Annotated in this window: 21 protein-coding genes; 7 read left to right on the forward strand and 14 right to left on the reverse strand. The window is 61.2% G+C overall.

Features of this window, described 5'->3' with window-relative positions; all coding sequences use genetic code 11:
* The first annotated feature begins 261 nt into the window (after positions 1–261).
* A complete protein-coding gene (locus O9K64_RS12430; protein ID WP_275098398.1) occupies positions 262–747 on the forward strand; it encodes a YchJ family protein in 486 nt (161 codons plus the stop codon).
* A 326-nt stretch (positions 748–1,073) separates the two neighbouring features.
* Positions 1,074–1,835, forward strand: coding sequence for an OmpA family protein (locus tag O9K64_RS12435; protein WP_275098399.1), 762 nt, complete (start codon positions 1,074–1,076; stop codon positions 1,833–1,835).
* 168 nt (positions 1,836–2,003) lie between these two features.
* On the opposite strand, the gene purB is transcribed toward O9K64_RS12435, so the two are convergent.
* Positions 2,004–3,371, reverse strand: coding sequence for an adenylosuccinate lyase (gene purB / locus O9K64_RS12440; RefSeq protein ID WP_275098400.1), 1,368 nt, complete (start codon positions 3,369–3,371; stop codon positions 2,004–2,006).
* Between the two features lie 349 nt (positions 3,372–3,720).
* On the opposite strand from purB, the gene acnB reads away from it, so the two are divergent.
* Positions 3,721–6,309, forward strand: coding sequence for a bifunctional aconitate hydratase 2/2-methylisocitrate dehydratase (acnB, locus tag O9K64_RS12445; protein ID WP_275098483.1), 2,589 nt, complete (start codon positions 3,721–3,723; stop codon positions 6,307–6,309).
* 461 nt (positions 6,310–6,770) lie between these two features.
* Here the strand turns inward: acnB and O9K64_RS12450 are convergent, their stop codons facing one another.
* The 13 genes from O9K64_RS12450 to O9K64_RS12510 all read right to left on the reverse strand — a co-directional run bounded on the left by O9K64_RS12450 (position 6,771) and on the right by O9K64_RS12510 (position 17,458).
* Entirely contained in the window at positions 6,771–7,196 is a 426-nt protein-coding gene (locus O9K64_RS12450; protein ID WP_275098401.1) for a hypothetical protein, read from the reverse strand.
* Positions 7,197–7,641: 445 nt separating this feature from the next.
* Positions 7,642–8,259, reverse strand: coding sequence for a high frequency lysogenization protein HflD (gene hflD, locus O9K64_RS12455; protein WP_275098402.1), 618 nt, complete (start codon positions 8,257–8,259; stop codon positions 7,642–7,644).
* Entirely contained in the window at positions 8,256–9,347 is a 1,092-nt protein-coding gene (mnmA, locus tag O9K64_RS12460) for a tRNA 2-thiouridine(34) synthase MnmA (protein ID WP_275098403.1), read from the reverse strand. The genes hflD and mnmA overlap by 4 nt, the downstream gene beginning before the upstream one ends.
* Before the next feature lie 3 nt (positions 9,348–9,350).
* Positions 9,351–9,914 (reverse strand): hypothetical protein, encoded by a 564-nt coding sequence (locus tag O9K64_RS12465; protein ID WP_275098404.1) that lies wholly within the window; start codon positions 9,912–9,914, stop codon positions 9,351–9,353.
* Positions 9,911–10,492 (reverse strand): hypothetical protein, encoded by a 582-nt coding sequence (locus O9K64_RS12470; protein WP_275098405.1) that lies wholly within the window; start codon positions 10,490–10,492, stop codon positions 9,911–9,913. Before O9K64_RS12470 ends, O9K64_RS12465 begins: the two co-directional genes overlap by 4 nt.
* A gap of 181 nt (positions 10,493–10,673) precedes the next feature.
* Entirely contained in the window at positions 10,674–11,123 is a 450-nt protein-coding gene (locus O9K64_RS12475; RefSeq protein WP_275098406.1) for an NUDIX hydrolase, read from the reverse strand.
* Between the two features lie 43 nt (positions 11,124–11,166).
* Positions 11,167–11,751 carry a pseudouridine synthase gene (locus O9K64_RS12480; protein WP_275098407.1) on the reverse strand — a complete coding sequence of 195 codons (585 nt, stop codon included), beginning with the start codon at positions 11,749–11,751 and terminating at the stop codon, positions 11,167–11,169.
* Positions 11,752–12,099: 348 nt separating this feature from the next.
* Complete coding sequence (locus tag O9K64_RS12485) at positions 12,100–13,026, reverse strand: GGDEF domain-containing protein (protein ID WP_275098408.1); 927 nt, start codon at positions 13,024–13,026, stop codon at positions 12,100–12,102.
* A gap of 194 nt (positions 13,027–13,220) precedes the next feature.
* Positions 13,221–13,961 carry a YciK family oxidoreductase gene (locus tag O9K64_RS12490; protein WP_275098409.1) on the reverse strand — a complete coding sequence of 247 codons (741 nt, stop codon included), beginning with the start codon at positions 13,959–13,961 and terminating at the stop codon, positions 13,221–13,223.
* Positions 13,962–14,105: 144 nt separating this feature from the next.
* Positions 14,106–14,801, reverse strand: coding sequence for an HAD-IA family hydrolase (locus O9K64_RS12495; RefSeq protein ID WP_275098410.1), 696 nt, complete (start codon positions 14,799–14,801; stop codon positions 14,106–14,108).
* Complete coding sequence (gene ubiG, locus O9K64_RS12500) at positions 14,794–15,525, reverse strand: bifunctional 2-polyprenyl-6-hydroxyphenol methylase/3-demethylubiquinol 3-O-methyltransferase UbiG (RefSeq protein ID WP_275098411.1); 732 nt, start codon at positions 15,523–15,525, stop codon at positions 14,794–14,796. Before ubiG ends, O9K64_RS12495 begins: the two co-directional genes overlap by 8 nt.
* Before the next feature lie 77 nt (positions 15,526–15,602).
* A complete protein-coding gene (locus tag O9K64_RS12505; RefSeq protein WP_275098412.1) occupies positions 15,603–16,076 on the reverse strand; it encodes a hypothetical protein in 474 nt (157 codons plus the stop codon).
* A 65-nt stretch (positions 16,077–16,141) separates the two neighbouring features.
* Positions 16,142–17,458: a TRZ/ATZ family hydrolase gene (locus O9K64_RS12510; protein ID WP_275098413.1), complete on the reverse strand. Its 1,317-nt coding sequence runs from the start codon at positions 17,456–17,458 to the stop codon at positions 16,142–16,144.
* 60 nt (positions 17,459–17,518) lie between these two features.
* On the opposite strand from O9K64_RS12510, the gene mtnA reads away from it, so the two are divergent.
* The 4 genes from mtnA (at position 17,519) to O9K64_RS12530 (ending at position 23,932) form a co-directional block, all read left to right on the forward strand.
* The gene (gene mtnA, locus O9K64_RS12515; RefSeq protein ID WP_275098414.1) at positions 17,519–18,595 is read left to right on the forward strand and encodes an S-methyl-5-thioribose-1-phosphate isomerase; all 1,077 of its coding nucleotides are present in this window, start codon (positions 17,519–17,521) and stop codon (positions 18,593–18,595) included.
* A gap of 187 nt (positions 18,596–18,782) precedes the next feature.
* Complete coding sequence (gene gyrA / locus O9K64_RS12520; RefSeq protein ID WP_275098415.1) at positions 18,783–21,368, forward strand: DNA gyrase subunit A; 2,586 nt, start codon at positions 18,783–18,785, stop codon at positions 21,366–21,368.
* A 44-nt stretch (positions 21,369–21,412) separates the two neighbouring features.
* On the forward strand, positions 21,413–22,504 hold the full coding sequence (gene serC, locus O9K64_RS12525; RefSeq protein WP_275098416.1) for a 3-phosphoserine/phosphohydroxythreonine transaminase: 1,092 nt from the start codon (positions 21,413–21,415) through the stop codon (positions 22,502–22,504).
* Between the two features lie 252 nt (positions 22,505–22,756).
* Positions 22,757–23,932 carry a 3-phosphoglycerate dehydrogenase family protein gene (locus O9K64_RS12530; RefSeq protein ID WP_275098417.1) on the forward strand — a complete coding sequence of 392 codons (1,176 nt, stop codon included), beginning with the start codon at positions 22,757–22,759 and terminating at the stop codon, positions 23,930–23,932.
* The last annotated feature ends 127 nt before the right edge of the window (positions 23,933–24,059 follow it).

Consider the following 24,059-nt stretch of genomic DNA (forward strand, 5'->3'; position numbering starts at 1 on the left):
TTACTAAAATGGTAACTACTTACCCGGTCTGTAAGTGATTGGCCTGCCTTGCCGGCCTCACACGATGGCTTGTTTCCCCGAATCTGGCCCCATTTTCAGCGCCTGCCCAAACTCGCTTCGCTCAAACAAGGGCAGGCTTTAAACTGAAAAAGGGGCCGGATTCGAGGCGCCATCAAGATCGGCCAACAAGGCAGACCAATCACCCCGTGAGTAGTTAGCTAAAATGATTCAATCCCGCAACTTTTCAGGAGATATTTACAAATGTCGCTTTGCCTTTGTGGTTCCAGTAAACCGGCAGATGACTGCTGCAATCCCGTTCTCAATGGTGACCGCCAGGCGGTCACCGCCGAGGACCTGATGCGTGCACGCTACTGCGCCTTTGCCTCGGGAAGGGTCGACTTCCTCAGCAGCAGTCTGCATCCCGAGCACCGGGATGACCACGATGTGGAGGCGACCCGTCGTTGGGCAGAGAATTCAACCTGGCTGGGTCTGCGGATTGTGGCGAGTGAGCGGGGTGGCGAACAGGACGCCGACGGGGTGGTGGAATTTATCGCCACGTTCAAGGAGAAGGGCGTCGTACGCCACCATCACGAACGTAGCAACTTCAGTAGAGTCGACGGGGAGTGGTTTTTTGTCGACGGAGAACCGGTGCTGCCGGAAACCAGAGTCAACCAGTCACCCAAGATCGGCAGAAACGATCCCTGTCCCTGCGGGAGTGGGAAAAAATTTAAAAAGTGTTGCGGATAGTCGCCGGTTATTTCAGCCGAAGCGGCTATACTTGGACCCTATGAGAGGCTCGCGCAGCACGATTAAGGGTGCTTTCCATGGCTTGCAGCTACCTCTATCAATGAACGATGAACAAGGGATGCCCCCTGTTATTGGGGAAATACGCGGTTGTAATGAACGGCTTCATGCCCTGAATAATTGGTAGATGCTGTGGCAGGCTTCTTTATACAGGACAGTTAAAGAGGAAGATTGAGGTAACTTTAGACTACATGTGTTGGATATATCACTTCAGGGCAGAAGATGTCTGTGCATCAGGCGCCATGGTCAATAATGCGAGGAAAAAAATAATGGCACAATTCAATCACAAAAAACTTATTGCAATGTTCATCCCACTGGGTCTGATCGGCGGCATGGCGCTGTCGGTCGAGGGTGTGGCGGACAGTCACAACCGCTATGCCATCGATGCCTCCAAGGGGGTGGTCAAAAACAGTGCCGGTGAGTGCTGGCTCACCGTGGGTGGCATCAGGGAGAAGTTGGCCGAGTGTGGCGATATGGTGGTGGGTGACGCGGACGGTGATGGGGTGACCGATGACAAGGACATGTGTCCGGATACGCCCCGGGGTGCACCGGTGGATGCCCGCGGCTGCCCGCTCGATTCCGATGGCGACGGGGTGCCGGACTATCTGGATAAATGTCCGGGCACCCGGGCCGGAGCCAAGGTTGACAAGGACGGCTGCGAGATCAAGCCGATGGCAAAGATAGAAAAGGTGGTGATCGACAACATCCTGCTGTTCGACTTCGACAGCGCCGAGCTGAAGGCGGGCTCCACCGAGGTGCTCAACAGCAGCTATGCCAAGTTCAGGGGCAACGCTGAGGTCGAGTCGGTCACTATTACCGGCCACACCGACAGCATCGGTTCGGATGCCTATAATCAGGGGTTGTCCGAGCGGCGTGCCAATGCGGTCCGTGAATACCTGATCAGTCAGGGCGCGGATGCCAGCAAGCTCCAGGCGCGGGGTGCCGGTGAGTCACAGCCGGCCTTCAGCAATGATACCGACTCGGGACGCGCCATGAACCGTCGGGTCGAGTTCGATGTGATGATGAGGTAACCAGGGGCGGTCATAACCTGAGCGCGTCGTAAAAATAAAACCGGGGCTGATGAATCAGCCCCGGTTTTTTATGAATGGCCTACCCCAACGGGCTTATTCGCGTTCATTTGCGGCTCATGTTTTTCCTGAGTACGGCCGGGGTTGGATGGGCAATCAGGAAGAGTTTTGTCAGATCTTTTTCGCCTGTTCATTGGCATTGCCGATATAGCTGCCCGGGGTGAGCTCCCGCAGCGCCGCCTTGGCGGCCTCGGGGATCTCCAGGCCATCGACGAAGGTCCGTAGCTCATCGGCACCGATGCGTTGTCCGCGGGTCAGCGCCTTCAGTTTTTCATAGGGCTTTTCAATGCCGTAGCGACGCATCACGGTCTGGATCGGTTCGGCCAGCACTTCCCAGTTGTGGTCCAGGTCATCGGCCAGGAGGGCCGCGTTGGCCTCCAGTTTGCTGATCCCTTTCAGAATGGACTGCAGGGCGATGGAGGTGTAGGCAAAGCCGACGCCGACATTGCGCAATACGGTGGAGTCGGTGAGGTCGCGCTGCCAGCGCGAGATCGGCAACTTCATCGCCAGATGGCTGAACAGGGCATTGGCGATACCCAGGTTGCCTTCGCCGTTTTCGAAATCGATGGGGTTGACCTTGTGCGGCATGGTGGAGGAGCCCACCTCGCCGGCGATGGTGCGCTGCTTGAAATATCCGAGGGAGATGTAACCCCAGATATCCCGGGAAAAATCGATGACAATGGTATTGAAGCGGGCCGTGGCATCAAATAGCTCGGCCATGTAGTCGTGGGGTTCGATCTGGGTGGTGTAGGGATTCCAGACCAGCCCGAGGGATTCAACAAACTGTTGCGCGAATTGTTCCCAGTCAACGTCCGGATAGGCGGACAGGTGGGCGTTGTAGTTGCCGACCGCACCGTTGATCTTGCCCAGCAGTGGGACATGGGCCACCTGGTCCCGCTGCCTTTGCAGCCGGTAGACCACGTTCGCCATCTCCTTGCCCAGGGTGGTGGGGGAGGCGGGCTGGCCGTGGGTACGGGAGAGCATGGGGATTCCGGCATGGGTGTGAGCCAGGTTACGGATCGCGTCGATCAGCTGATCCATCTCCGCCAGCAGTTGCTGTTCGCGCCCCAGCTGCAGCATCAGGGCATGGGAGAGATTATTGATGTCCTCGGAGGTGCAGGCGAAGTGGATAAACTCGCTGATCGCCTCCAGTTCACTGTTGCCGGCAATTTTACGCTTGAGGAAATATTCGACCGCCTTGACGTCGTGGTTGGTCTCACGCTCGATCTCTTTGACCAGGCCGGCATCCGCGGTGCTGAAATTGTCCAGAATGCCATTGAGCGCCGCCTCGGCCGCCGCGCTGAGTGCCGGCACCTCGGTGATCCGCGGATCGCCTGCCAGGGCCCGAAGCCATTTCACCTCCACCTGAACCCGGGCACGGATCAGTCCGTACTCGCTGAAAATAGGACGAAGATCAACAGTTTTGCTGCCATAGCGACCGTCAACCGGGGATATTGCCGTTAAAGTAGAGAGTTCCATGGGGTTCCTGGGTGCCTGCGTTAGTTTAAAAGCCAAGAGCGATAAAGCGGCGAATTATACCATTCGATGCCCGGCGATGACCAAAAGTTACGGGTGCGCCACGGGCGGGATTCGGGGTCACTCGCTAAAGCCGGCATGATGGGGTAATATCGCCGCATCTGCTTATATGAAAAAAGGATGATTGTCCTAATATTTCGGATATTTTTGGGAAATATTTCTGCTGCGGTGCAGAAATTTTTCCGGTTTTGAGTTATAAATAGCCTTCGTCCCTGATGTGGCGGGCGCTAATTCCTTGAATATTTTGATGAAACAGAGCCTGATCCAGGCATCTACCCAGGAGGATCACTCGGTGTTAGAAAGCTATCGCAAACACGTAGAAGAGCGTGCCGCGGAGGGCATTCCCGCGCTCCCACTCAATCCGGAACAGACCGCTCAGCTGGTTGAACTGCTGAAGAATCCTCCCGCGGGTGAAGAAGCCTATCTGCTGGACCTGATCACCCATCGCGTGCCGGCCGGTGTCGATCAGTCCGCCTACGTGAAGGCGGCCTTCCTGGCGGATGTCGCCAAAGGCAATTGCGGCTGTCCCCTGATCGACCGGGTCAAGGCGACCGAACTCCTGGGCACCATGCTCGGTGGCTATAATATCGCCCCCCTGGTCGAGGCCCTGGATGATGAAGCGCTGGCTCCGACCTCTGTCGCGGCGCTCTCCCACACCCTGCTGGTGTTTGACGCCTTCAATGATGTGAAGGAGAAGGCGGATGCCGGTAATGCCCATGCCCAGGCCATTCTGCAATCCTGGGCCGAAGGCGAGTGGTATACCCAGAAGCCTGAACTGGCGGAAAAGATCACCCTGACCGTGTTCAAGGTGACCGGCGAGACCAATACCGATGACTTGTCACCGGCACCGGACGCCTGGTCGCGCCCGGACATCCCGCTGCACGCCAATGCCATGCTGAAGATGGAGCGGGAGGGCATCACCCCCGATCAGCCGGGCGTCATCGGGCCGATCAAGTTCATTCAGGAACTGAAAGAGAAGGGCCATCCGGTGGCATATGTGGGCGATGTGGTGGGCACCGGCTCATCGCGTAAGTCGGCGACCAACTCGGTGCTGTGGCACATGGGTGACGATATCCCGTTCATCCCCAACAAGCGCGCCGGCGGCTTCTGCCTGGGCGGCAAGATCGCACCCATCTTCTTCAACACCATGGAGGATGCCGGGGCACTGCCGTTCGAGTGTGACGTTGCCAACCTGAACATGGGCGACGTCATCGACGTCTACCCCTACGAAGGGGTGGTCAAGAGCCACGACAGCGGCAAAGAGCTGTGCCGTTTCGAGCTGAAGACCGACGTCCTGCTGGACGAGGTGCGTGCTGGTGGACGGATCCCGCTGATCATTGGTCGCGGTCTCACCGCCCGGGCCCGCGAGGCGCTGGGGTTGGCGCCCTCCACCCTGTTCAAATCACCGGCCCCGGTGGCCGATAGCGGCAAGGGCTTCTCCCTGGCGCAGAAGATGGTCGGCCGTGCCTGCGGTGTCGAGGGTGTCCGTCCCGGCGCCTATTGTGAGCCGAAGATGACCACGGTTGGTTCCCAGGACACCACCGGTCCGATGACCCGTGATGAGCTGAAGGACCTGGCCTGTCTCGGCTTCTCCGCCGATCTGGTAATGCAGTCTTTCTGCCACACGGCGGCCTACCCGAAGCCGGTGGATATCACCACCCATCACACCTTGCCGGACTTTATCTCCTCCCGTGGCGGTGTGGCGCTGCGTCCGGGGGACGGCATCATCCACTCCTGGCTGAACCGCATGCTGCTGCCCGATACCCTGGGTACCGGCGGCGATTCCCACACCCGTTTCCCGATCGGTCTGTCGTTCCCGGCCGGTTCCGGCCTGGTCGCCTTCGCGGCGGCCACCGGGGTGATGCCGCTGGATATGCCGGAGTCGGTGCTGGTGCGTTTCAAGGGCCAGATGCAGCCGGGCATCACCCTGCGCGATCTGGTCAATGCGATCCCTTACTACGCCATCAAGCAGGGCCTGCTGACCGTCGCCAAGGCGGGCAAGAAGAATATCTTCTCCGGTCGTGTGCTGGAGATCGAGGGTCTGCCGGAGCTGAAGGTGGAGCAGGCGTTTGAACTCTCCGATGCCTCGGCCGAGCGTTCCGCGGCCGGCTGCACCATCAAGCTGGATCAGGCGCCGATCATCGAGTATCTGCACTCCAACATCACCCTGTTGAAGTGGATGATCGCCAACGACTACCAGGATCCACGCACCCTGCAGCGGCGTATCGAGGGTATGGAGAAGTGGCTGGAGAATCCGCAGCTGCTGGAAGGCGATGCGGATGCCGAGTACGCGGCGGTGATCGAGATCGACCTGGCCGATGTGAAAGAGCCGATCCTGGCCTGTCCGAACGACCCGGATGATGTGAAGCTGCTCTCCGAAGTGGCCGGTGAAAAGATCGATGAGGTGTTCATCGGCTCCTGTATGACCAATATTGGTCATTTCCGTGCCGCCGGTAAACTGCTGGAAGGCAAGCATGATATCCCGACCCGCCTGTGGATGGCGCCGCCGACCAAGATGGATGCCTATGTGCTGAACGAGGAGGGCTATTACGCCATCTTCGGCAAGGCGGGGGCGCGCATGGAGATGCCGGGCTGCTCCCTGTGCATGGGTAACCAGGCACGGGTGCATGACAATGCTACAGTGGTCTCCACCTCTACGCGAAACTTCCCCAATCGGCTTGGTACCGGTGCCAATGTCTACCTCTCGTCAGCGGAACTGGCGGCGGTAGCGGCCATCATCGGCAAGTTGCCGACCGTGGAGGAGTACATGGTCTACGCCGACCAGATCGACGCCATGTCGGCGGATATCTTCCGCTACATGAACTTCGATCAGATCGAGGCCTACCAGTCGGTGGCCAACCGGGTGGAGTTCATCGCCTGATACGACCACCTGGTCGGAAACAGAGAAGCCCCTGGTAAGTCCAGGGGCTTTTTTTTGGCTATGTAGCAGTTAGGTGTTGCATGAGAGGATGGGTGGAGCACCCCCATGAACTCTCCGCCGGCGCCCTCTCCGGCGCACAACCCATCGCGCACCTGCATCCGCATCCGAAGATGGGTTACGGTGCTCCGACTGCCGTGAACAGCCGTCAACAATGGTGCCGCGCCTGCACCCATCCTACACGCTCTCGCCAAGACGCCAAGAGCGCAAAGATTAAAGGAAGTAATCAGTTTTCCTTGGCGTGCTTGGCGGTTTGGCGAGAGACTTCGTAGGGTGATGGGCACGCTTTTTGTGCCCACGCGTTTGCGGCAACGTGTCATAGCAGTTTCGTAGGGTGGATAAGCCGGTAGGCGCATCCACCGCGGCAATGGTGGATGCGCCGGCGCGGGGAAGGATCGGTCGTTTCAGATATCCTGGCGGTCGCTCCGTTGCGCGGGCTGGGTCGCCTGCCGGTAGAGCGATTTTGATTTCTCCGCAATACTGTCGCCCAACGCCCCCGCCTTTTCGGCTACCACCGCGCCTGCCTGCCGGGTCTTTTTCCAGGCAGTGCGCGAGGTGTCCGCGATCACCTCACCGGCAGCGCTGCCTTTCTCCTTGACGGTCAGATAGATCTGTCGGGATTTCTCCGCGGCCGCCGAACCCAGCTCCTGACCAGATTCTATAGCGTTCGAACCCGCCTCCCGGGTTTGGTCCCAAACCCCGGTTTCGGCCTGGTCGGTAGCGGCAGGGTGGTTTGGCTCCTGCGCCGCGCTATCGCCCGCGAGGGCCGCAAGACTCAGCAGTGAAAACCAGAGCAGCAGTATCAGTAGTTGAAACGGTCGTTTATGCATGTCGGTCGGTCCCGGGTTAATTTTTGGCTATATACCAGTTAGTTGTTGGTGTTGATCAAGCTTGGTGAATCACCCCGTAGGAGCGCCTCTGGCGCGAAGGTTTTCGCGGCGAAGCCACTCCTACAAATGCACGGTCCCTCATGCAACACCTAACTGGTACATAGTCGAATGGCACTAAGTTAAGGCAGGAATCCATTTTTTCGTCATTCCGGCGCAGGCCGGAATCCATGAATTCACCGCGGATGCGGGTTCTGGATCCCGGTATTCGCCGGGATGACGGGGACTCTGGGCTTAACTTAGTGCCATTCGTACATAGTCTTAATTTTTTGCCAGTGTCGCACGCTTCCGAGTCCGGGATTTTCGAATGGTTCCCAATTTTTTCATGGGCGTCGGCAGGTCGGTGCGGATATGTGATTCACCGCACGAGACCCATGATAAAGAAAGGTCAGAGTATGTGCAGCAGGCGGCGTGCCTGTTCGGCGATCTTTTTGCGCCCCAGAACCACCTGCCATTTGCCACCTCCGCACTGGCGCCAGAGCATGGCGGAGCGGATTCCGGCCAGCAGCAGGGCACGGATGCGGTTCACATTGTCGGGGTTTTGCAGATGCAGCGGCTCCCCCTTGACCATGATGCGTGGCTTGAGGGTACTGATCGTCTGGGTGTAGATATCGGCAAGTTGGGCGATGATGTTGGGGTGCAGCAGATGGAAATGGGCAATCCGTCCTTCGGCCACCTGGATGCCCTCGCGTATCTGTTGTTGCAGGGAGCTGTTTTTACTCAGTTTGCGCTCCAGGTGGAGCAGGGCGATGACATACTGGGTAACCAGCACGTTGTCCGTCCGTTTTTCCCCCAGCTGCCGGTGCAGCAGGCGCAGCCCGGATTCCACCCCCTGCAGGCCGCCGTAGACGCTATCCACGCTCTCCGCATCGATCGCGAACAGGCTGTGGATGCTGGCCTCCATCGACCGGGTGTCCACAATGCCCTGTTCGGCAATCTTTGCCGCCATACTGGCAGCCTGGAAAACGCCTGCCAGGGCGATGCATCGCTCTCTGTCACTCTTCATTCGAATGCCTGTTCAATTATGCCGCCGCCGAGGCACACCCGGTCCTGGTAGAAGACCACGGATTGTCCCGGGGTGACGGCGCGTTGTTTTTTGTTAAATAGGACCCGCACATGGCCGTTTTCAAGCGCTGACAGGGTGCAGGCCTGGAGTGGCTGGCGGTGGCGGATACGGGCCAGGCAGGAGACCGGTAATGACGGTGCGGTACCGGCAACCCAGTGCAGCTGGCTCGCCTCCAGCCCCTGTTTCAGCAGCAGCGGGTGGTCGTGACCCTGTGCCACAATCAGCCGGTTGGCCGCCAGATCCTTGTCGATGACGAACCAGGGGTTGGCCGCGCTGTCCGCCCGCCCGCCGATGCCAAGTCCCTTGCGCTGGCCCAGGGTATAGTACATCAGCCCCTGGTGTTCACCGACGTCTGCGCCTTCGGGGGTGACCATCCGGCCCGGGCTGGCCGGCAGGTAGCGACTGAGGAATTCACTGAATTTGCGCTCACCGATAAAGCAGATACCGGTGCTGTCCTTCTTCTTGTGATTGGGCAGGCCGGCCTGTTCGGCGATGCGCCGCACCTGCGGTTTCTCCAGGTCGCCCAGGGGGAAGCGGCTGCGGCCGAGCTGCGCCTGGCCCAGCATGTAGAGGAAGTAGGTCTGGTCCTTGTTTTCGTCGCGCGCCCGCAGCATCCGCCATGCATCACCCCGGCGGTCGATGCTGGCATAGTGTCCGGTGGCGATGGCATCCGCCCCGAGATGCAGGGCGTAGTCGAGGAACGCCTTGAATTTGATCTCGCGGTTGCAGAGCACATCGGGATTGGGGGTGCGTCCGGCGCGGTATTCGGCGAGAAAATACTCGAACACATGATCCCAGTATTCACCGGAGAAGTTGATGGTGTGGAGGCGGATGCCGAGCTGGTCGGCGACGCATTGGGCATCGGCCAGGTCGACGCTGGCCGAGCAGTATTCCCGGGTGTCGTCCTCCTCCCAGTTCTTCATGAACAGGCCCTCGACCCGGTAGCCCTGCTCGGTCAGCAGCAGGGCGGCCACGGAGGAGTCAACACCGCCTGACATGCCGACGATAATCTTTTCTTTAGTACGCATGGTTCACTTCAGTCTGAAATCCTGTCCCGAGAGCCACGCCTCGATTGGCTGGATGACGGGCGCTTGGCCGTTGGCAAAAAACCAGGAGTCCACGGCATACTGCTGCCGGGTCCGGGTATCCATGATGGTGGCGGTCCAGTGGATATTGAACAGCCAGGGATTGCGTCGCCGCCGCTCCTCTACCCGGTGCCATTTTAACAGGTTGTCCCGTGCCATGAGCTGCAGATAGGTGGTGGTGTTGCGTGACTCGGCGATGCAGTCCAGCTGACCGCTCTCGGAGCCTTCGCCGTCGTTTTCCGGCAGGTCACGCCAATTATCCGTCTGTTCGCCCACCAGCTGCTCGAATCGGGCAATGGCGGCCCGGATCTGTTGCCGTTCCTCCACGGCCGATCGGCTGGCAGAGAACAGGCTGCGGATCTCCCGCCATTGATCGGGAGGCAGTGTAACAGGCTTGAGGATGTCACAGTGATAATCGGTGCATGCCTCGAATTGGGGGGGGGAGGCCCAGGCATGCAGTTGACTGCCCGGGTAGAGACAGCATAACAGGGCAATCACCCGGCGGTTCATCGTGGGTCGGGACTCCACCCCTGCTTCCAATGCTCCAGCGGCAGGATTTCGGGGGCAATGCCGTTGTCATGAAACCAGGAGTCTACCGCCCACAGGCGCCGATCCTCCCGCGCCTCGATCACCGCGGTGGTGTGCGGCCAGCCGAAGAAGAAAAAGCCGCGGGTCACCGGGTCCCTGAGCCGGTGCCAGCGCAGCAGACCGTCCTGCTGCAGCAGGTACAGGTAGCTGGTGGTGTTGGTGGACTCATCGATACAGTCCATGCGGTGGTCCAGCGGATTGTCGCTGGTTTCGTTGGCCCCCTTGTCGTTGGCGGTGCCGGTCATGCCGCCGATGATCCGCTCCAGCCGGGCCACGGCCTGACCGATCAGTCGGCGCTCCTCCTCGGGCGAGTGTGCGCCGGCGCGGAAAATGTCCCGGATCTCCTGCCAGCGATGATCCGGCAGGGCCAGCTGGCGGATCGATTGGCAGCTGTTGTCGAAGCAGATGGAGAAGTTGTCCGGGGTGGGGGTGGTGTTGATCTCCGGGCTGACGAACACCACGGCGTGGGCGCTGCCGGAGCCGGCGAGCAGCCACAGCATGAGGCAGAGACCGGCCAGTTTAGGACCCGCGCAAGAATAATTCCGTAGTACCGAGGGCGTTCCTGGGCCCCGCTGGCAAGGCACGCTTTGCAGGCAATGGTCGTTCCCTTGCCAAAAAGTGTAACGCCGCCAGCGGGGCCCAGGGGCGACCGAATACCGGAACTTATTCTTGCGCGGGTCCTTAGGCAAGGTCACTGAGCAGTTCCAGGGGATAGCGGCAGCCGGCCAGGTAGTCGTCGATACAGCGCAGCACCATTGGGCTGCGCAGCCGCTGTGGATTGGCCGCCAGCTCCTCCCGGCTCAGCCAGACCGCACGCAGGATGCCGTCGTCCAGCGGCAGTTCCGGTTGGTGGTCATGGCCGTTGCCGTGGAAGCAGAAGCGCAGGTAAGTGGTCTCCGCCGGGGGAACCTGCCAGCGGTAGATGCCGACCAGGGATTGCGGTGTAAAGCCCCAGCGCGTCTCCTCCCGGGTTTCCCGGATAACGGCAGCGAGCAGGCTTTCCGCCTCCTCCAGGTGGCCGGCCGGCTGGTTGAATACCCGCTTGCCGTCGCGGGTGAGCTCTTCGACCATGAGAAAGCGCCCGGATCGTTCGATGATCGAGGCGACGGTGGTGTGGGGTGTCCAGATCATGGGTCTATTTTATCCTGAATTCTGTGCCGAGGCAGGGGTACTGTCAGCGACGCCTCTTGCCGATGGAGCGGGGGGCGAGTCCGTCGTCGGGCAACTCGATGAGCTGGGACTGGCCGGGTTGCAGCGCGTCCAGTTCCCAGTCGCCGATAGCGACGCGTACCAGGCGCAACGTGGGAAAGCCGATGGCCGCGGTCATGCGGCGAACCTGCCGGTTGCGGCCTTCACGTATCTCGATTTCCAGCCACTGGGTCGGGATATTGGCGCGGAACCGCACCGGTGGATTGCGTTCCCAGAGTATCGGTGGAGCGATCAGCCGGGCCCGTGCCGGCAGGGTTGGACCGTCTTTCAGTTCCAGGCCGTCGCGGAGTTGTTGCAGCGCTGCCCGGGCGGGGATGCCCTCAACCTCGGCCCAGTAGCGTTTCCAGGTCTTGGCACGCGGATTCGCCAGTCGGTGTTGCAGCTTGCCGTCATCGGTCAGCAGCAGCAGGCCCTCGCTGTCCCGATCCAGCCGCCCGGCCGGATAGACCCCTTTGGCGTGGATGAAATCGGCCAGTGTCGGGCGCCCTGACGGGTCGGTAAACTGGGTGAGTACGCCGTAGGGTTTATTGAACAGGATCAATCGGGACATTTTCGGTTCATGTAAAGAAAAGGGCCATCCGATTATCGGTGGCCCGGTTATTTCGTCAAGATTTTTCAGCCCAAAACACGCTTGCGGCACCGTAGCCCGGATGAAGCCGCTATTCTCCGAACTGGGTAAACCGCATACGCCCACGGCGGCGGAATCCGGGGCGTGGCACGCCGCTGCCCCGGATTCCGCCCGACTGGGGCTGTGCGCCGATTAAGCTCCCATGGAGCGGGCTCCATCCAGGCTACAAACTCATCCAGCCCAAGGTTGGGAGGGGGCTTGTGAACCCCGACAGGGTTTCATCCGTGTGCACCATGATGTTGGGGTTTGTGCCTCACCCCAACCTTGGACTCACCCGTCGGCGGTGGCGCTGACGACAACCCGGTTTCTGCCGCTATTCTTGGCGCGATAGAGGGCGCTATCCATGCGCTGGAACAGGCTGTTCATGTCGTCGCCCTGTTCCAGGCTGGTGACCCCGAGGCTGACGGTCATCCGGATTGCCTTCTCTGTCTGCGGTGGCATCGCCACCATATTCTGTCGGATGCGCTCCGCGAGCAGTTCGGCGCCGCGCAGGTCGGTTCCCGTCAACAGAATCAGGAACTCCTCGCCACCGTAGCGGAAGATGATGTCGGATTCGCGGATGCTCCGCTCGGCGCACTGGGCCGCCGCCTTCAGCGCCTGGTCGCCATACAGGTGTCCGTAGCGATCATTGATCGATTTGAAGTGGTCCAGATCCATCAGGATGATAGAGAGCGGGGTGTTGTGGCGCAGGGCCAGACCGATCTCACGCTTCATCGAGCTGTCCATGGCGGCCCGGTTTCTCACCCCGGTCAGGGGATCGATGGTGGCCGACTCCACCGCCCGCTGATAGAGCAGGGTATTGCGCAGCGGGTAGAGCAGCCCGGCCAGCAGGTTTTCGATCGCCTCCAGTTCCGATACCTCAAATGGATAGTGACGGAAAAATTGCAGGTCACCCAGGTGATCGCCGGCGACCACCAACTCATAGGCGCAGTTGTTGGTCGGCTGATCGCCGAGCTTGATATCTATTTTCAGTGAGGGAAAGCTGTAGGTGAGGCCATCGTATTTGATGAACTCGCGGATCTCTTTGGCAAACAGCGCCAGCAGTTCATTGATCTCCAGGGTACTTTGCAGAATACCACTGAGGGCCAGTATCTTTGATGCAAACCGGTAATGCGACTCTTCATTCCGGTCGGGATGTGACGGGTGCGGTGTGACCCTTCTGGTGTTGCCTGAAACATGCTGCATCTGGTTTGTCATAGTCAGTGTTTCCAACTTTATTTTTTTGTCACAAGATAGCTGCGATTATTCAAGCGATATTCGTGCCATATTAAAATAAAATATAAAAAACAAGCAGATAAATTTATTAATGTGACGGAGGACAAAAAAATGACGCATATTGGCGGCTATTTGTTGCCGCTTGCCGCCACCCGGGCGGCAGTATTGGCCGCCCGTTAGCGGTATTCCAGTGCCTGGCCGCTGGTGCCGATGCTGTCCGGCCCCATGAGCCAGAGGTAGTCGGGAACCAGGCTGTCGGCCGTCTTGAGGGTTTCTGTATCCTCGCCGGGAAAGGCGAGCAGACGCAATTTGGTGCGGGTGGGGCCGGGTGCGAAGCTGTTGACCCGGATGTTGCTGCTGTCCCGGGTCTCCTCGGCGAGCAGCTGCATCAGGCCCTCCAGGCCGAATTTCGCAACCCCGTAGGCGCCCCAGTAGGCCTTCGCCTGACGTCCCACCTGGTCTCCGGTGAATACCACCGAGGCATCCTTTGCCTTACGCAGCAGCGGCAGGCAGGCCTGGGTCAGCAGGAACGGCGCGTTGAGGTTGACCTGCATCACCTGATACCAGGTCTCGGGATCGTAATCATCGATTCGGCTCAACAGGCGCAGCTGGGCGGCGTTGTGCAGCAGCCCCTCCAGCGAGCCGAACTCCTTGTCCAGCGTCTCGGCCAGTTCGCCATAGTCGTGGGGCGTGGCGCCCTCCAGGTTCATCGGGTAGATCGCGGGCTGAACCCCGCCGGCGGCCTCGATGGTATCGTAGACCGCTTCGAGTTTGGCGATGGTTCTTCCCAGCAGCACCACGGTGGCCCCGTGAGCCGCAAAAGCGATGGCAGCGGTCCGGCCGATCCCGTCGCCGGCACCGGTGACGAGAATGGTGCGTCCGCTCAGCAGGTCTTTCGGGGGGTGGTAGTCACGCATATCGGGATCCTGAAGCTGATGGTGTCCGGCTATTCTAACCGGGTGTCGCCCGGTATTCGAGCTGTGATAGTGGTTTATTGACCCAAGTTTCGGAGTTCACAAGGCGTCGTTCAGGGCGTTTGGAACTGAACTCCGAAACTTGAGTTATTGGCCGGCCCCAAGGCCGAGTTTTTCCAGGATCTGGGCCGGCGTGGCGACGCTGTCGTCGGCTCCCCAGCTGTCCGGGCGGTCCTGCTCGTCCAGGTAGCCGAACAGGGCGGTGAGGGTAGTGGTGCCCGCCGCCCGCCCGGCGATGATGTCGCGCTCGGCATCACCGATAAACAGGCACTCCCGCGGCGCGGTGTCGGCGACTTCACAGGCGTGCAGAATCGGTCCGGGATGGGGTTTGCTGTTGGCGGTGGTGTCGCCGCTGACGATGCAGGCGGCACGCCGGGTAAGTCCCAGACCGGCCATCAGCGGGTCGGTCAACCAGGCCGGCTTGTTGGTGACAACCCCCCAGCCGACGCCATGCCGTTCCAGCTGTTCAAGCACCTCCGCCATGCCGGGAAACAGCGTGGTCTCACGGGCGATATTGGCCTGATAGACGGCCAGCAGGTCCTTCCGGTAGCGCTGGAACTCCGGATGGTCCGGTTCGATGGCGAAGCCGGCACGGATCAGGGCGATGCCGCCGTGGGAGACGTGGGGGCGTATCCGCTCAAAGGGGAGGGCATCACGACCATGTCGGAGCAGTGTCTGATTCAGCGCATAGGCGAGGTCCGGGGCGGTGTCGGCCAGGGTGCCGTCCAGATCGAACAGCACCAGCCTGACCGGGCGGCCGTGGAAGCGGATGCCGTCAGGCATCACTCGACTCATCACTCGCTTTACGGCAGCTCACCATGTAATTGACATCCACGTCACCCGGCACCAGCCGATACTGGCCGGTCAGGGGGTTGTAGGTCAGTCCGATCATCTCCTGCGCCTGCAGCTCCGCGCGGCGGATCCAGCGCTCCAGCTCGGAGGGTTTGATAAACTTGGAGAAGTCGTGGGTCCCCTTCGGCAGCAGGCGCAGCAGGTATTCGGCGCCGACGATGGCGAACAGGTAGGATTTGGGGTTGCGGTTCAGGGTGGAGAAGAAAAGGTGGCCGCCCGGTTTGGCCAGTCGGGCACAGGCTTCCACCACCGACGACGGGTCGGGTACGTGTTCCAGCATCTCCATGCAGGTGACCACATCGAAGGTGCCGGGCTCCTGTTGCGCCAGCTGCTCCACCGGGATGCGCCGGTAGTCCACCTCCAGGCCCGATTCCAGCAGGTGCAGCCGGGCCACCTGCAGGGGCGCCTCGCCCAGGTCGATGCCGGTCACCGTGGCGCCGGCCTGCGCCATGCTCTCGGAGAGGATGCCGCCACCACAGCCCACATCCAGGACCCGTTTGCCGTTCAGGCCGGCAATCCGGTCGATATAGCCCAGGCGTAGCGGGTTGATCTCGTGGAGCGGTTTGAACTCGCTGTGGGGGTCCCACCAGCGGGCTGCCAGCTCCTCGAATTTACTGATTTCGGCGTGATCGACATTGATGCTGCTGTCAGTCATGTTGTCTTGGCCCTTTATTGATTACCAGGCGTCACGTTTTCGGCCGATCGGGTCGGCAGGCGAGAGTATAACCCAGATTACTCCAGCGCCTCTTCGATAATGCCCTGGTAGAGCTCGGTAAGCGCCTGTTCCGCCGCCGCCGATTCGCCCAGCATCAGCGGGCGGCGGTAGCTGAGGAAGAGCTCACCCGGCTGCCCCTGCAGGGTATAGATGCCGATGGTGAGCGGGCAGATCGACAGGTTGGCGGGGTGGGCGTCGGACATCTGCCAGGAGAGCTTGAGGTTGCAGAACTCGAACGCCTCGGCCTTGTCGTACAGGGTGTTGGCCAGGCCGGTGTCGGCGGCGGTGCGCTTGAACATGTCGCTGATATGCAGGGTGCTGCTGATCAGCATGCCGCGCCCGGTGATGGCCAATTCCAGGTTCGAGCGGATGGCGTCGTATTCATCCTGGACCTGGTAGACCGCGATCGGCGCGTCCGCCGGGGTGATGGGGTCCTGGGCCAGGGCCGGGCCGGCCAAAAGCAGGATCAGTAACAGGTTGATTCGGCTCATACTTGACTCCTTGATGTTGCCGTGGATCGGTCTGCGGGTGGCCAGGCCACCCCGGGAGGTGGTGGTTACTCGAATTCGGCAATCCGCACTTGCCACTCCGCCGCCCGCGCCACGATCTCGCGCGGGTCCAGGGTGGTGAGGCGGCCGCCGTGCAGTACCGGCTTGCCGGCTATCCAGACATCGGTCACCTTGTCGCGGCCGGTGGCGTAGACCAGTTGCGAGATCGGATGATAGACCGGCTGGGTCTCCAGGCTACCCAGGTCCACGGCAGTGATGTCGGCGGCCTTCCCCGGCTCCAGTGAGCCGGTGCGCTCGCCCAGGCCCAGGGCGATGGCGCCGTTGAGCGTGGCCATGCGCAGGGCGGTGTGGGCCGGGATGGCGCTGGCGTCATCGGCCACCCCCTTGGCCAGCAGCGCGGCGCTGCGCATCTCGCTGAACATGTCCAGGTCGTTGTTGCTGGCCGCGCCGTCGGTGCCGATGGCGATATTGATCCCGGCCCGATGCAGCTTCTCCACCGGACAGAAACCGGAGGCCAGTTTCAGGTTGGATTCGGGGCAGTGGACCACGCTGGCGCCGCTCTCGGCGAACAGTTCGATCTCTGCCTCTTCCAGCTGGGTCATGTGCACCGCGCTGAGGGCGGGGGAGATCAGGCCCAGTTGCCGCAGGCGCTCGATCGGCCGCTTGCCGTAACGACCGATGCCCTGATGGATCTCGTCCCGGGTCTCGTGCACATGCATGTGGATCGGGATCTCCAGCTCATCCGCCAGCATGCGGATGCGCTCGAACGGCTGGTCGGAGACGGTATAGGGGGCATGGGGGGCGAAGGCGGTGCTGATCAGGCCGTGGTTGCGAAACTGGTCATGTACCTCCAGGCCCCGGCTGATGTATTCGTCCGGACCGCTGGCCCAGGCCGAGGGGAAATCGATGGTGATCAGGCCCACCACGGCGCGCATCCCGGCGGCGGCACACACCATGCCGGTCACTTCCGGGAAGAAATACATGTCGTTGAAGCAGGTGGTGCCGCCGCGCAGCATCTCGGCCACTGCCAGGCGGGTGCCGTCGGCAATGAACTCCTCGCTCACCCAGCGCCCCTCGGCCGGCCAGATGTGTTCGTTGAGCCAGGACATCAGCGGCAGATCGTCCGCCAAGCCGCGCATCAGGCTCATGCTGGCGTGGGTGTGGGCGTTGATCAGGCCGGGGATCAGGGCGTGCCGGGGCAGTTCGTGGATACTGCTCGGCTGGTATTTGGCGCGCGCCTGCTGCGCCGGCAGAATCTCCAGGATATTTCCGCCATGGACCGCCAGGGCATGGTCCTGCAACACCTGCTGATCGGGAACCACGGGGATGATCCACTGGGCAAAGATAAGGGTATCGATAATCAAGTTGCTGTCCGTTTGAATGCGTCTGGGTCAGGTTATCGGGTAGAATCAGGTGAATTTGCCATGGGTTTAGACAAGATGGAAGCACAACCGCTCACGATTCGCGCCAGCGCCGACCAGGCGATCGTCTGGGCCAACGACCGGCTCTACCTGCTGGATCAACGTATTCTCCCCAACGAGGAGGCGTATATCGAGCTGCAGAGCGCCCGCGACACGGCCGGGGCGATACGCGACATGGTGGTGCGCGGGGCGCCGGCCATCGGCATCACCGCCGCCTTCGGTGTGGTGCTGGCGGCGCGCAGCTGTTTCCGGGCCTCCCCGGACGGTTGGCGTGACCTGCTGGTGGACGAGCTGCAGGCGCTGGCCGAGGCACGGCCTACTGCGGTCAACCTGTGCTGGGCCCTGGAGCGGATGCAACGGCTGTTTCCCGGTATCGGTGGGGCGGATCCGGAGCCGCGCCTGTTGCGGGAGGCGCAGTCGATCCACCGGGAGGATATTGCCGCCAATCGCACCATGGGCGAGTTTGGCGCCGGACTGATTGAAGCCACCACTTCCGTGATAACCCACTGCAATGCCGGCGCCCTGGCGACCGGGGGCTACGGCACCGCCCTGGGGGTGATTCGCAGCGCTCACGCGGCCGGGCGGATCGGCATGGTCTATGCCGATGAGACCCGCCCCTGGCTGCAGGGCTCGCGGCTCACCGCCTGGGAGTTGGCGCGGGACCGGATACCGGTCACCCTGCTGACCGACGGGGCCGCCGCCAGCCGCATGGCGCAGGGCGGGATCGGCTGGATCATCGTCGGCTCGGACCGCATCGCCGCCAACGGCGACGTGGCCAACAAGATCGGTACCTACAACCTGGCGGTGGCGGCCAGATACCATGGCGTGAAGGTGATGGTGGCGGCGCCGACCTCGACCATTGACATGACGGTGCGCTGCGGAAAGGATATCCCGATCGAATCCCGCGACCCGGCCGAGGTCCTGCAGTGCGGCGGACGGTGGGTCGGTGCGGCGGGCGTGGACGCCTGGAATCCGGTGTTCGATGTGACCCCGGCGGCACTGGTCGATGCCATCGTCACCGAAAGGGGGGTTGTGCTGTCGCCAGACAGCCAAAAGATGGCTGAACTGATGTCCAGATAAGCTGAGAGTGGCGAAAAGCCGTTTTCAGCGGCTTTTTTTTCAGGCGGTACCTTCCCGGAATGTGTTACTATAAGCGGCTTAAAATGCGTAGCCCGGGCTGTGTGGACGACGTCCCGGACGATGCCCTCTTGGGTTGCGCTAATCAGATTGTAAGTCGTCATAAAACAAGAAGGTTAATGAACCGCCTATGACCGAATTTGCCAAAGAAGTCCTGCCGGTCAATCTCGAAGATGAGATGCAGACGTCCTACCTCGATTACGCCATGAGCGTGATCGTCGGGCGTGCCCTGCCGGATGTGCGCGATGGATTGAAGCCGGTCCATCGTCGCGTACTCTACGCCATGAGCGTGCTGGGAAACGACTGGAACAAACCCTACAAGAAATCCGCCCGTGTGGTGGGTGACGTGATCGGTAAGTATCACCCGCATGGCGACACCGCGGTGTATGACACCATCGTGCGCATGGCCCAGCCGTTCTCCATGCGTTATATGCTGGTGGATGGTCAGGGCAACTTCGGGTCGGTTGATGGTGACGCCCCGGCTGCCATGCGTTATACCGAGGTACGGATGGCCCGGATAGCCCACAGCATGCTGGACGATCTGGACAAGGAGACCGTCGATTTCATCCCCAACTACGATGAATCCGAGCACGAACCGGCGGTACTGCCGGCGCGCATACCCAATCTGCTGGTGAACGGTTCCACCGGCATTGCGGTGGGCATGGCAACCAACATCCCGCCGCATAATCTGACCGAGATCGTCAACGGCTGTGTCGCCCTGATCGATGATCCCGCCCTCACCATCGACGGCCTGATGGAGTACATCCCCGGTCCGGACTTTCCAACCGCCGCCCTGATCAATGGCGCCCGGGGCATCCACGAGGCCTACAAGACCGGTCGTGGGCGCATCTATGTGCGCGCCCGTACCGGGATCGAGACCAACGACAAGACCGGCCGCCAGACCATCGTGGTGCACGAACTGCCCTACCAGGTGAACAAGGCGCGTCTGCTGGAGAAGATTGCCGAGCTGGTCAAGGAGAAGCGCATCGAGGGGATCAGCGAGCTGCGTGACGAGTCCGACAAGGACGGCATGCGCATGGTGATCGAGCTGCGCCGCGGCGAGGTGGCGGAGGTGGTGCTCAATAACCTCTATCAGCACACCCAGATGCAGAATGTGTTCGGCATCAACATGGTCTCCCTGGTGGATGGTCAGCCCCGTCTGCTCAACATCAAGCAGATGCTGGAGTACTTCATTCGCCATCGGCGTGAGGTGGTGACCCGCCGCACCCTGTTCGAGCTGCGCAAGGCGCGCGACCGCGCCCATGTGCTGGAGGGTCTGGCGGTCGCCCTGGCCAATATCGACGAGGTGATCAAGCTGATCCGCGAGGCCGCCAGCCCGGCGGATGCGAAACGGGAACTGCTGGCACGCCCGTGGAAGTCGGGGGCGGTCGAGGCGATGCTGGGCCGGGCCGGTTCGGACGCTTCCAGGCCCCAGGGACTGGCCCCCGAGTTTGGCCTCAGCGAACAGGGATATCGGCTCACCGATACCCAGGCCCAGGCGATCCTGGATCTGCGCCTGCACCGCCTGACCGGGCTTGAGCAGGAAAAAATACTTAGTGAATACAGCGAGATAATAGAGAAAATTAAGGATTTACTTGATATTCTCTCCAGCCCCGATCGACTGATGCAGGTGATCCGGGATGAGCTGATCGCGATCCGTGATCAGTATGCCGACGCCCGGCGTACCGAGATCATCAGCAATCGGCTGGATCTGACCCTGGAAGACCTGATCACCGAGGAGGACGTGGTGGTCACGCTCTCCCATACCGGTTACGCCAAGGCCCAGACCCTGGATAACTATCAGGCGCAACGGCGCGGCGGCAAGGGCAAGAGCGCCACCAGCACCAAGGACGAAGATTTTGTCGATCAGCTGTTCGTCGCCAGTACCCACGACACCATCCTCTGCTTTTCCAGCCGTGGCCGGGTCTACTGGATGAAGGTGTACGAACTGCCCCAGGCGAGCCGCAACGCCCGCGGCAAGCCGATTGTCAATCTGCTGCCGCTGGAGAAGGATGAACGGATCAACGCGGTGCTGCCGATCCGTGTCTATTCGGAGGACAAGTACATCTTCATGGCCACCAGCTCCGGTACCGTGAAGAAGACCCCGCTAATCAACTTCTCCCGCCAGCGGGCCAGCGGCATTATCGCCGTGGACCTGCGGGATGACGATCAACTGGTGGGGGTCGCGGTGACCGACGGCGATCAGGATGTCATGCTGTTCACGTCCGCCAGCAAGGCGATCCGTTTCAATGAATCCCAGGTACGCCCCATGGGCCGGACCGCCTGCGGCGTGCGCGGCGTGAAGCTGGGGCCGGGGCAGCGGGTGATCTCGCTGATGATCGCCGAACCGGGCCGGAGCGTGTTGACCGTGACTGAGAACGGTTATGGCAAGCGCACGCCGGTCGAGCAGTTCCCGCTACGTGGCCGGGGCGGCATGGGCGTCATCTCCATCAAGGCCTCCGAGCGCAACGGCCAGCAGGTCGGTGCGGTGCTGGTGGAAGAGGGGGACGAGGTGATGCTGATCACCAATGGCGGTACCCTGGTACGCACCCCCATTTCCGACGTATCGGTGATGGGACGGGATACCCAGGGGGTCACCATGATCCGCCTCTCCAAAAAGGAGAAACTGGTGGGTATCGAGCGTATCGAGTCCCTGGGGGGCGAGGAGCAGGAAGAGGCGGAAGCCGAAGTCGACACGGAATCTACCGGGGAGTGAGCCACTTCTCGTTCTGTAAAATATAGAGAGCTGGAGAGTTAATCATGTCGAGAGTCTACAATTTCAGCGCCGGGCCAGCCGCCCTGCCGGAAGAGGTACTGAAACAGGCCCAGGAAGAGATGCTTGATTGGCAGGGCTGCGGCATGTCCGTCATGGAGATGAGCCACCGCGGCAAGGAGTTCATGTCCATCGCCGCCCAGGCCGAGAGCGATCTGCGCGAGCTGATGGCGATTCCGGACAACTACAAGGTGCTGTTCCTGCAGGGTGGCGCCTCCAGCCAGTTCTCCATGGTGCCGATGAATCTGCTGCGCGGTAAGGGGAGCGCCGACTACATCAATACCGGCTCCTGGTCGAAGAAGGCGATTGGCGAGGCGAAGAAATATTGTCAGGTGAATGTGGTGGGAGAGACCCCCGCCGGTGAGTTCACCGTGCCGGCGGCCGATACCCTGACGCTCAACCCGGATGCGGCCTACCTGCACTACACCCCGAACGAGACCATCCAGGGTGTCGAATTTCCCTATGTTCCGGCCGATGCTCCGGAGAGTGGCGCGGTGCCGCTGGTGGGCGATTTCTCCTCCACTATTCTCTCCCGTCCGGTGGATGTGAGCAAATACGGGGTGATCTACGCCGGCGCCCAGAAAAACATTGGACCGGCCGGGCTCACGGTGGTGATCGTCCGCGACGATCTGATCGGGGAAACCGTGGCCGGGACCCCGGCCATGTTCGACTATAAGATCCAGGCGGATGGCGAATCCATGTACAACACGCCGCCCACCTATAGCTGGTATCTGGCCGGGCTGGTGTTCCAGTGGCTGAAGCGCAACGGCGGCCTGGTGGCCATGGCCGCGACCAACCAGCGCAAGGCGGCCGCCCTGTACGCCGCCATCGATGGTTCCGGTTTCTATAACAACCCGGTGGAGGTGAGCTGTCGCTCCTGGATGAACGTGCCCTTTACCCTGGTCGATGCCGAACTGGACGGCAAATTCCTGGCCGAGGCCAAGGAGGCGGGGCTGGTGACGCTGAAAGGCCACCGCTCGGTGGGCGGCATGCGCGCCAGCATCTACAACGCCATGCCGGAGGCGGGGGTGCAGGCCCTGATCGACTTCATGGCCGATTTCGAGAAACGCAACGGCTGAACAGGCGGGGCGAGGGACCTCTGGAGATGGGGGCGGTTTCGCTTGCGATATCAAATAGATTCTATGTAATTAGCATATAAAACAGATAGTAAAGTAATATATATAATCTATTTTGTTAACTATCATAGGGCCTGCCTGCCGCCCGGTAAGCCGCAGGCCGGGGGGCGGATCGCCCCCCGGCGCGGTGGCTGTGAACTCCGGCTGTTCCCCGTACCCTCACTACAATACCTATAAGAGAGAGGGAGAACATCTATGCACAAAATCCTGACCCTGAATAACATCTCCGTCGCTGGTCTGGACCGGCTGCCGCGTGACAGTTACGAGATCGCTTCGGAGATCACCCACCCGGACGCCATCCTGTTGCGCTCCTACAAGATGCACGATATGGAGATACCCCCTACCGTCAAGGCCATCGGCCGGGCCGGGGCCGGGGTCAACAACATCCCGGTGGAGCGCATGACCCAGCAGGGGGTGGTGGTGTTCAATGCCCCCGGCGCCAACTCCAACGCGGTCAAGGAGCTGGTGCTGGCCGGCATGCTGATGGCCTCGCGCAACATCGCCCAGGCCTGGGATTTTGCCCGCGGATTGAGCGGTGAGGATGCGGAGATCAACAAGGCGGTGGAGGCGGGCAAGAAGAACTTCGTCGGCTTCGAACTGCCCGGACGTACCCTGGGGGTGGTCGGCCTGGGGGCAATCGGCGTCAAGGTGGCCAACGCGGCCCACGCCCTGGGCATGAACGTGATCGGATACGATCCCACCATCACGGTCAGGAGCGCCTGGCAGCTCTCCTCCGACATCAAGCAGGCCCTGAGCGTGGACGACCTGGTCTCCCAGTGTGACTACATCACCTTTCATGTCCCGCTGATCGAATCGACCCGGCACATGATCAATGCCGAGCGCCTGAAAAGCATGAAGAAGCACAGCGTGCTGCTCAACTTCGCCCGCTCCGGGATCATCGACGACCAGGCGGCGCTGGCGGCGCTGGACAGCGGTCATCTCTATGCCTACGTCTGTGATTTCCCCAGCAATCTGCTGAAGGATCATCCCCGCTGCATCACCCTGCCGCATCTGGGCGCCTCCACGGCGGAGGCGGAGGATAACTGTGCGGTGATGGTGGCGGATCAGCTGCGCAGCTACCTGGAGGACGGCAACATCAGCAATTCGGTCAATTTCCCGGATATCAATCTGCCTAGAAATGGCGGCTATCGCCTCGCGGTGGTCAATTCCAATGTGCCCAATATGCTGGGCCAGATCTCCACCGATCTGGCGGAGAGCAACCTCAACATCATCGATATGCTCAACCGCTCGCGCAACGACGTGGCGGTCACCCTGCTCGATGTGGATCAGGCGCCGGATGAGGCCACGCTGCAGCGCATCGCCGCTATTGCCGGGGTACTTTCGGTGCGTAGTCTGGGCCGCTCCGAATAGCCCGTTGCCCCGCCCACCAGCCTGTTGGTGAGGGTGGGCGGGGTGGATCCGGTCTCATCACGGCGGGCACGGGCCACGCCGTGGAAGGTGTGGCGGCGGCTGTGCGGCCTTGCACGCATAAGGTAGA

This window comes from Sedimenticola hydrogenitrophicus, from assembly GCF_029017505.1.
Classification (GTDB): domain Bacteria; phylum Pseudomonadota; class Gammaproteobacteria; order Chromatiales; family Chromatiaceae; genus Sedimenticola; species Sedimenticola hydrogenitrophicus_A.

Bases quoted from the DNA above. Each gene is read 5' to 3' on its own strand.
- serC (WP_275098416.1), top strand. From the start codon at position 21,413: ATGTCGAGAGTCTACAATTTCAGCGCCGGGCCAGCCGCCCTGCCGGAA.
- purB (WP_275098400.1), bottom strand. From the start codon at position 3,371: ATGGAACTCTCTACTTTAACGGCAATATCCCCGGTTGACGGTCGCTAT.
- O9K64_RS12465 (WP_275098404.1), bottom strand. From the start codon at position 9,914: ATGAACCGCCGGGTGATTGCCCTGTTATGCTGTCTCTACCCGGGCAGT.
- O9K64_RS12475 (WP_275098406.1), bottom strand. From the start codon at position 11,123: ATGATCTGGACACCCCACACCACCGTCGCCTCGATCATCGAACGATCC.
- O9K64_RS12495 (WP_275098410.1), bottom strand. From the start codon at position 14,801: ATGCCTGACGGCATCCGCTTCCACGGCCGCCCGGTCAGGCTGGTGCTG.
- O9K64_RS12530 (WP_275098417.1), top strand. From the start codon at position 22,757: ATGCACAAAATCCTGACCCTGAATAACATCTCCGTCGCTGGTCTGGAC.
- hflD (WP_275098402.1), bottom strand. From the start codon at position 8,259: ATGAAGAGTGACAGAGAGCGATGCATCGCCCTGGCAGGCGTTTTCCAG.
- O9K64_RS12490 (WP_275098409.1), bottom strand. From the start codon at position 13,961: ATGCGTGACTACCACCCCCCGAAAGACCTGCTGAGCGGACGCACCATT.
- O9K64_RS12480 (WP_275098407.1), bottom strand. From the start codon at position 11,751: ATGTCCCGATTGATCCTGTTCAATAAACCCTACGGCGTACTCACCCAG.
- ubiG (WP_275098411.1), bottom strand. From the start codon at position 15,525: ATGACTGACAGCAGCATCAATGTCGATCACGCCGAAATCAGTAAATTC.
- O9K64_RS12435 (WP_275098399.1), top strand. From the start codon at position 1,074: ATGGCACAATTCAATCACAAAAAACTTATTGCAATGTTCATCCCACTG.
- O9K64_RS12450 (WP_275098401.1), bottom strand. From the start codon at position 7,196: ATGCATAAACGACCGTTTCAACTACTGATACTGCTGCTCTGGTTTTCA.
- gyrA (WP_275098415.1), top strand. From the start codon at position 18,783: ATGACCGAATTTGCCAAAGAAGTCCTGCCGGTCAATCTCGAAGATGAG.
- O9K64_RS12430 (WP_275098398.1), top strand. From the start codon at position 262: ATGTCGCTTTGCCTTTGTGGTTCCAGTAAACCGGCAGATGACTGCTGC.
- mtnA (WP_275098414.1), top strand. From the start codon at position 17,519: ATGGGTTTAGACAAGATGGAAGCACAACCGCTCACGATTCGCGCCAGC.
- O9K64_RS12505 (WP_275098412.1), bottom strand. From the start codon at position 16,076: ATGAGCCGAATCAACCTGTTACTGATCCTGCTTTTGGCCGGCCCGGCC.
- mnmA (WP_275098403.1), bottom strand. From the start codon at position 9,347: ATGCGTACTAAAGAAAAGATTATCGTCGGCATGTCAGGCGGTGTTGAC.
- O9K64_RS12485 (WP_275098408.1), bottom strand. From the start codon at position 13,026: ATGACAAACCAGATGCAGCATGTTTCAGGCAACACCAGAAGGGTCACA.
- O9K64_RS12470 (WP_275098405.1), bottom strand. From the start codon at position 10,492: ATGCTGTGGCTGCTCGCCGGCTCCGGCAGCGCCCACGCCGTGGTGTTC.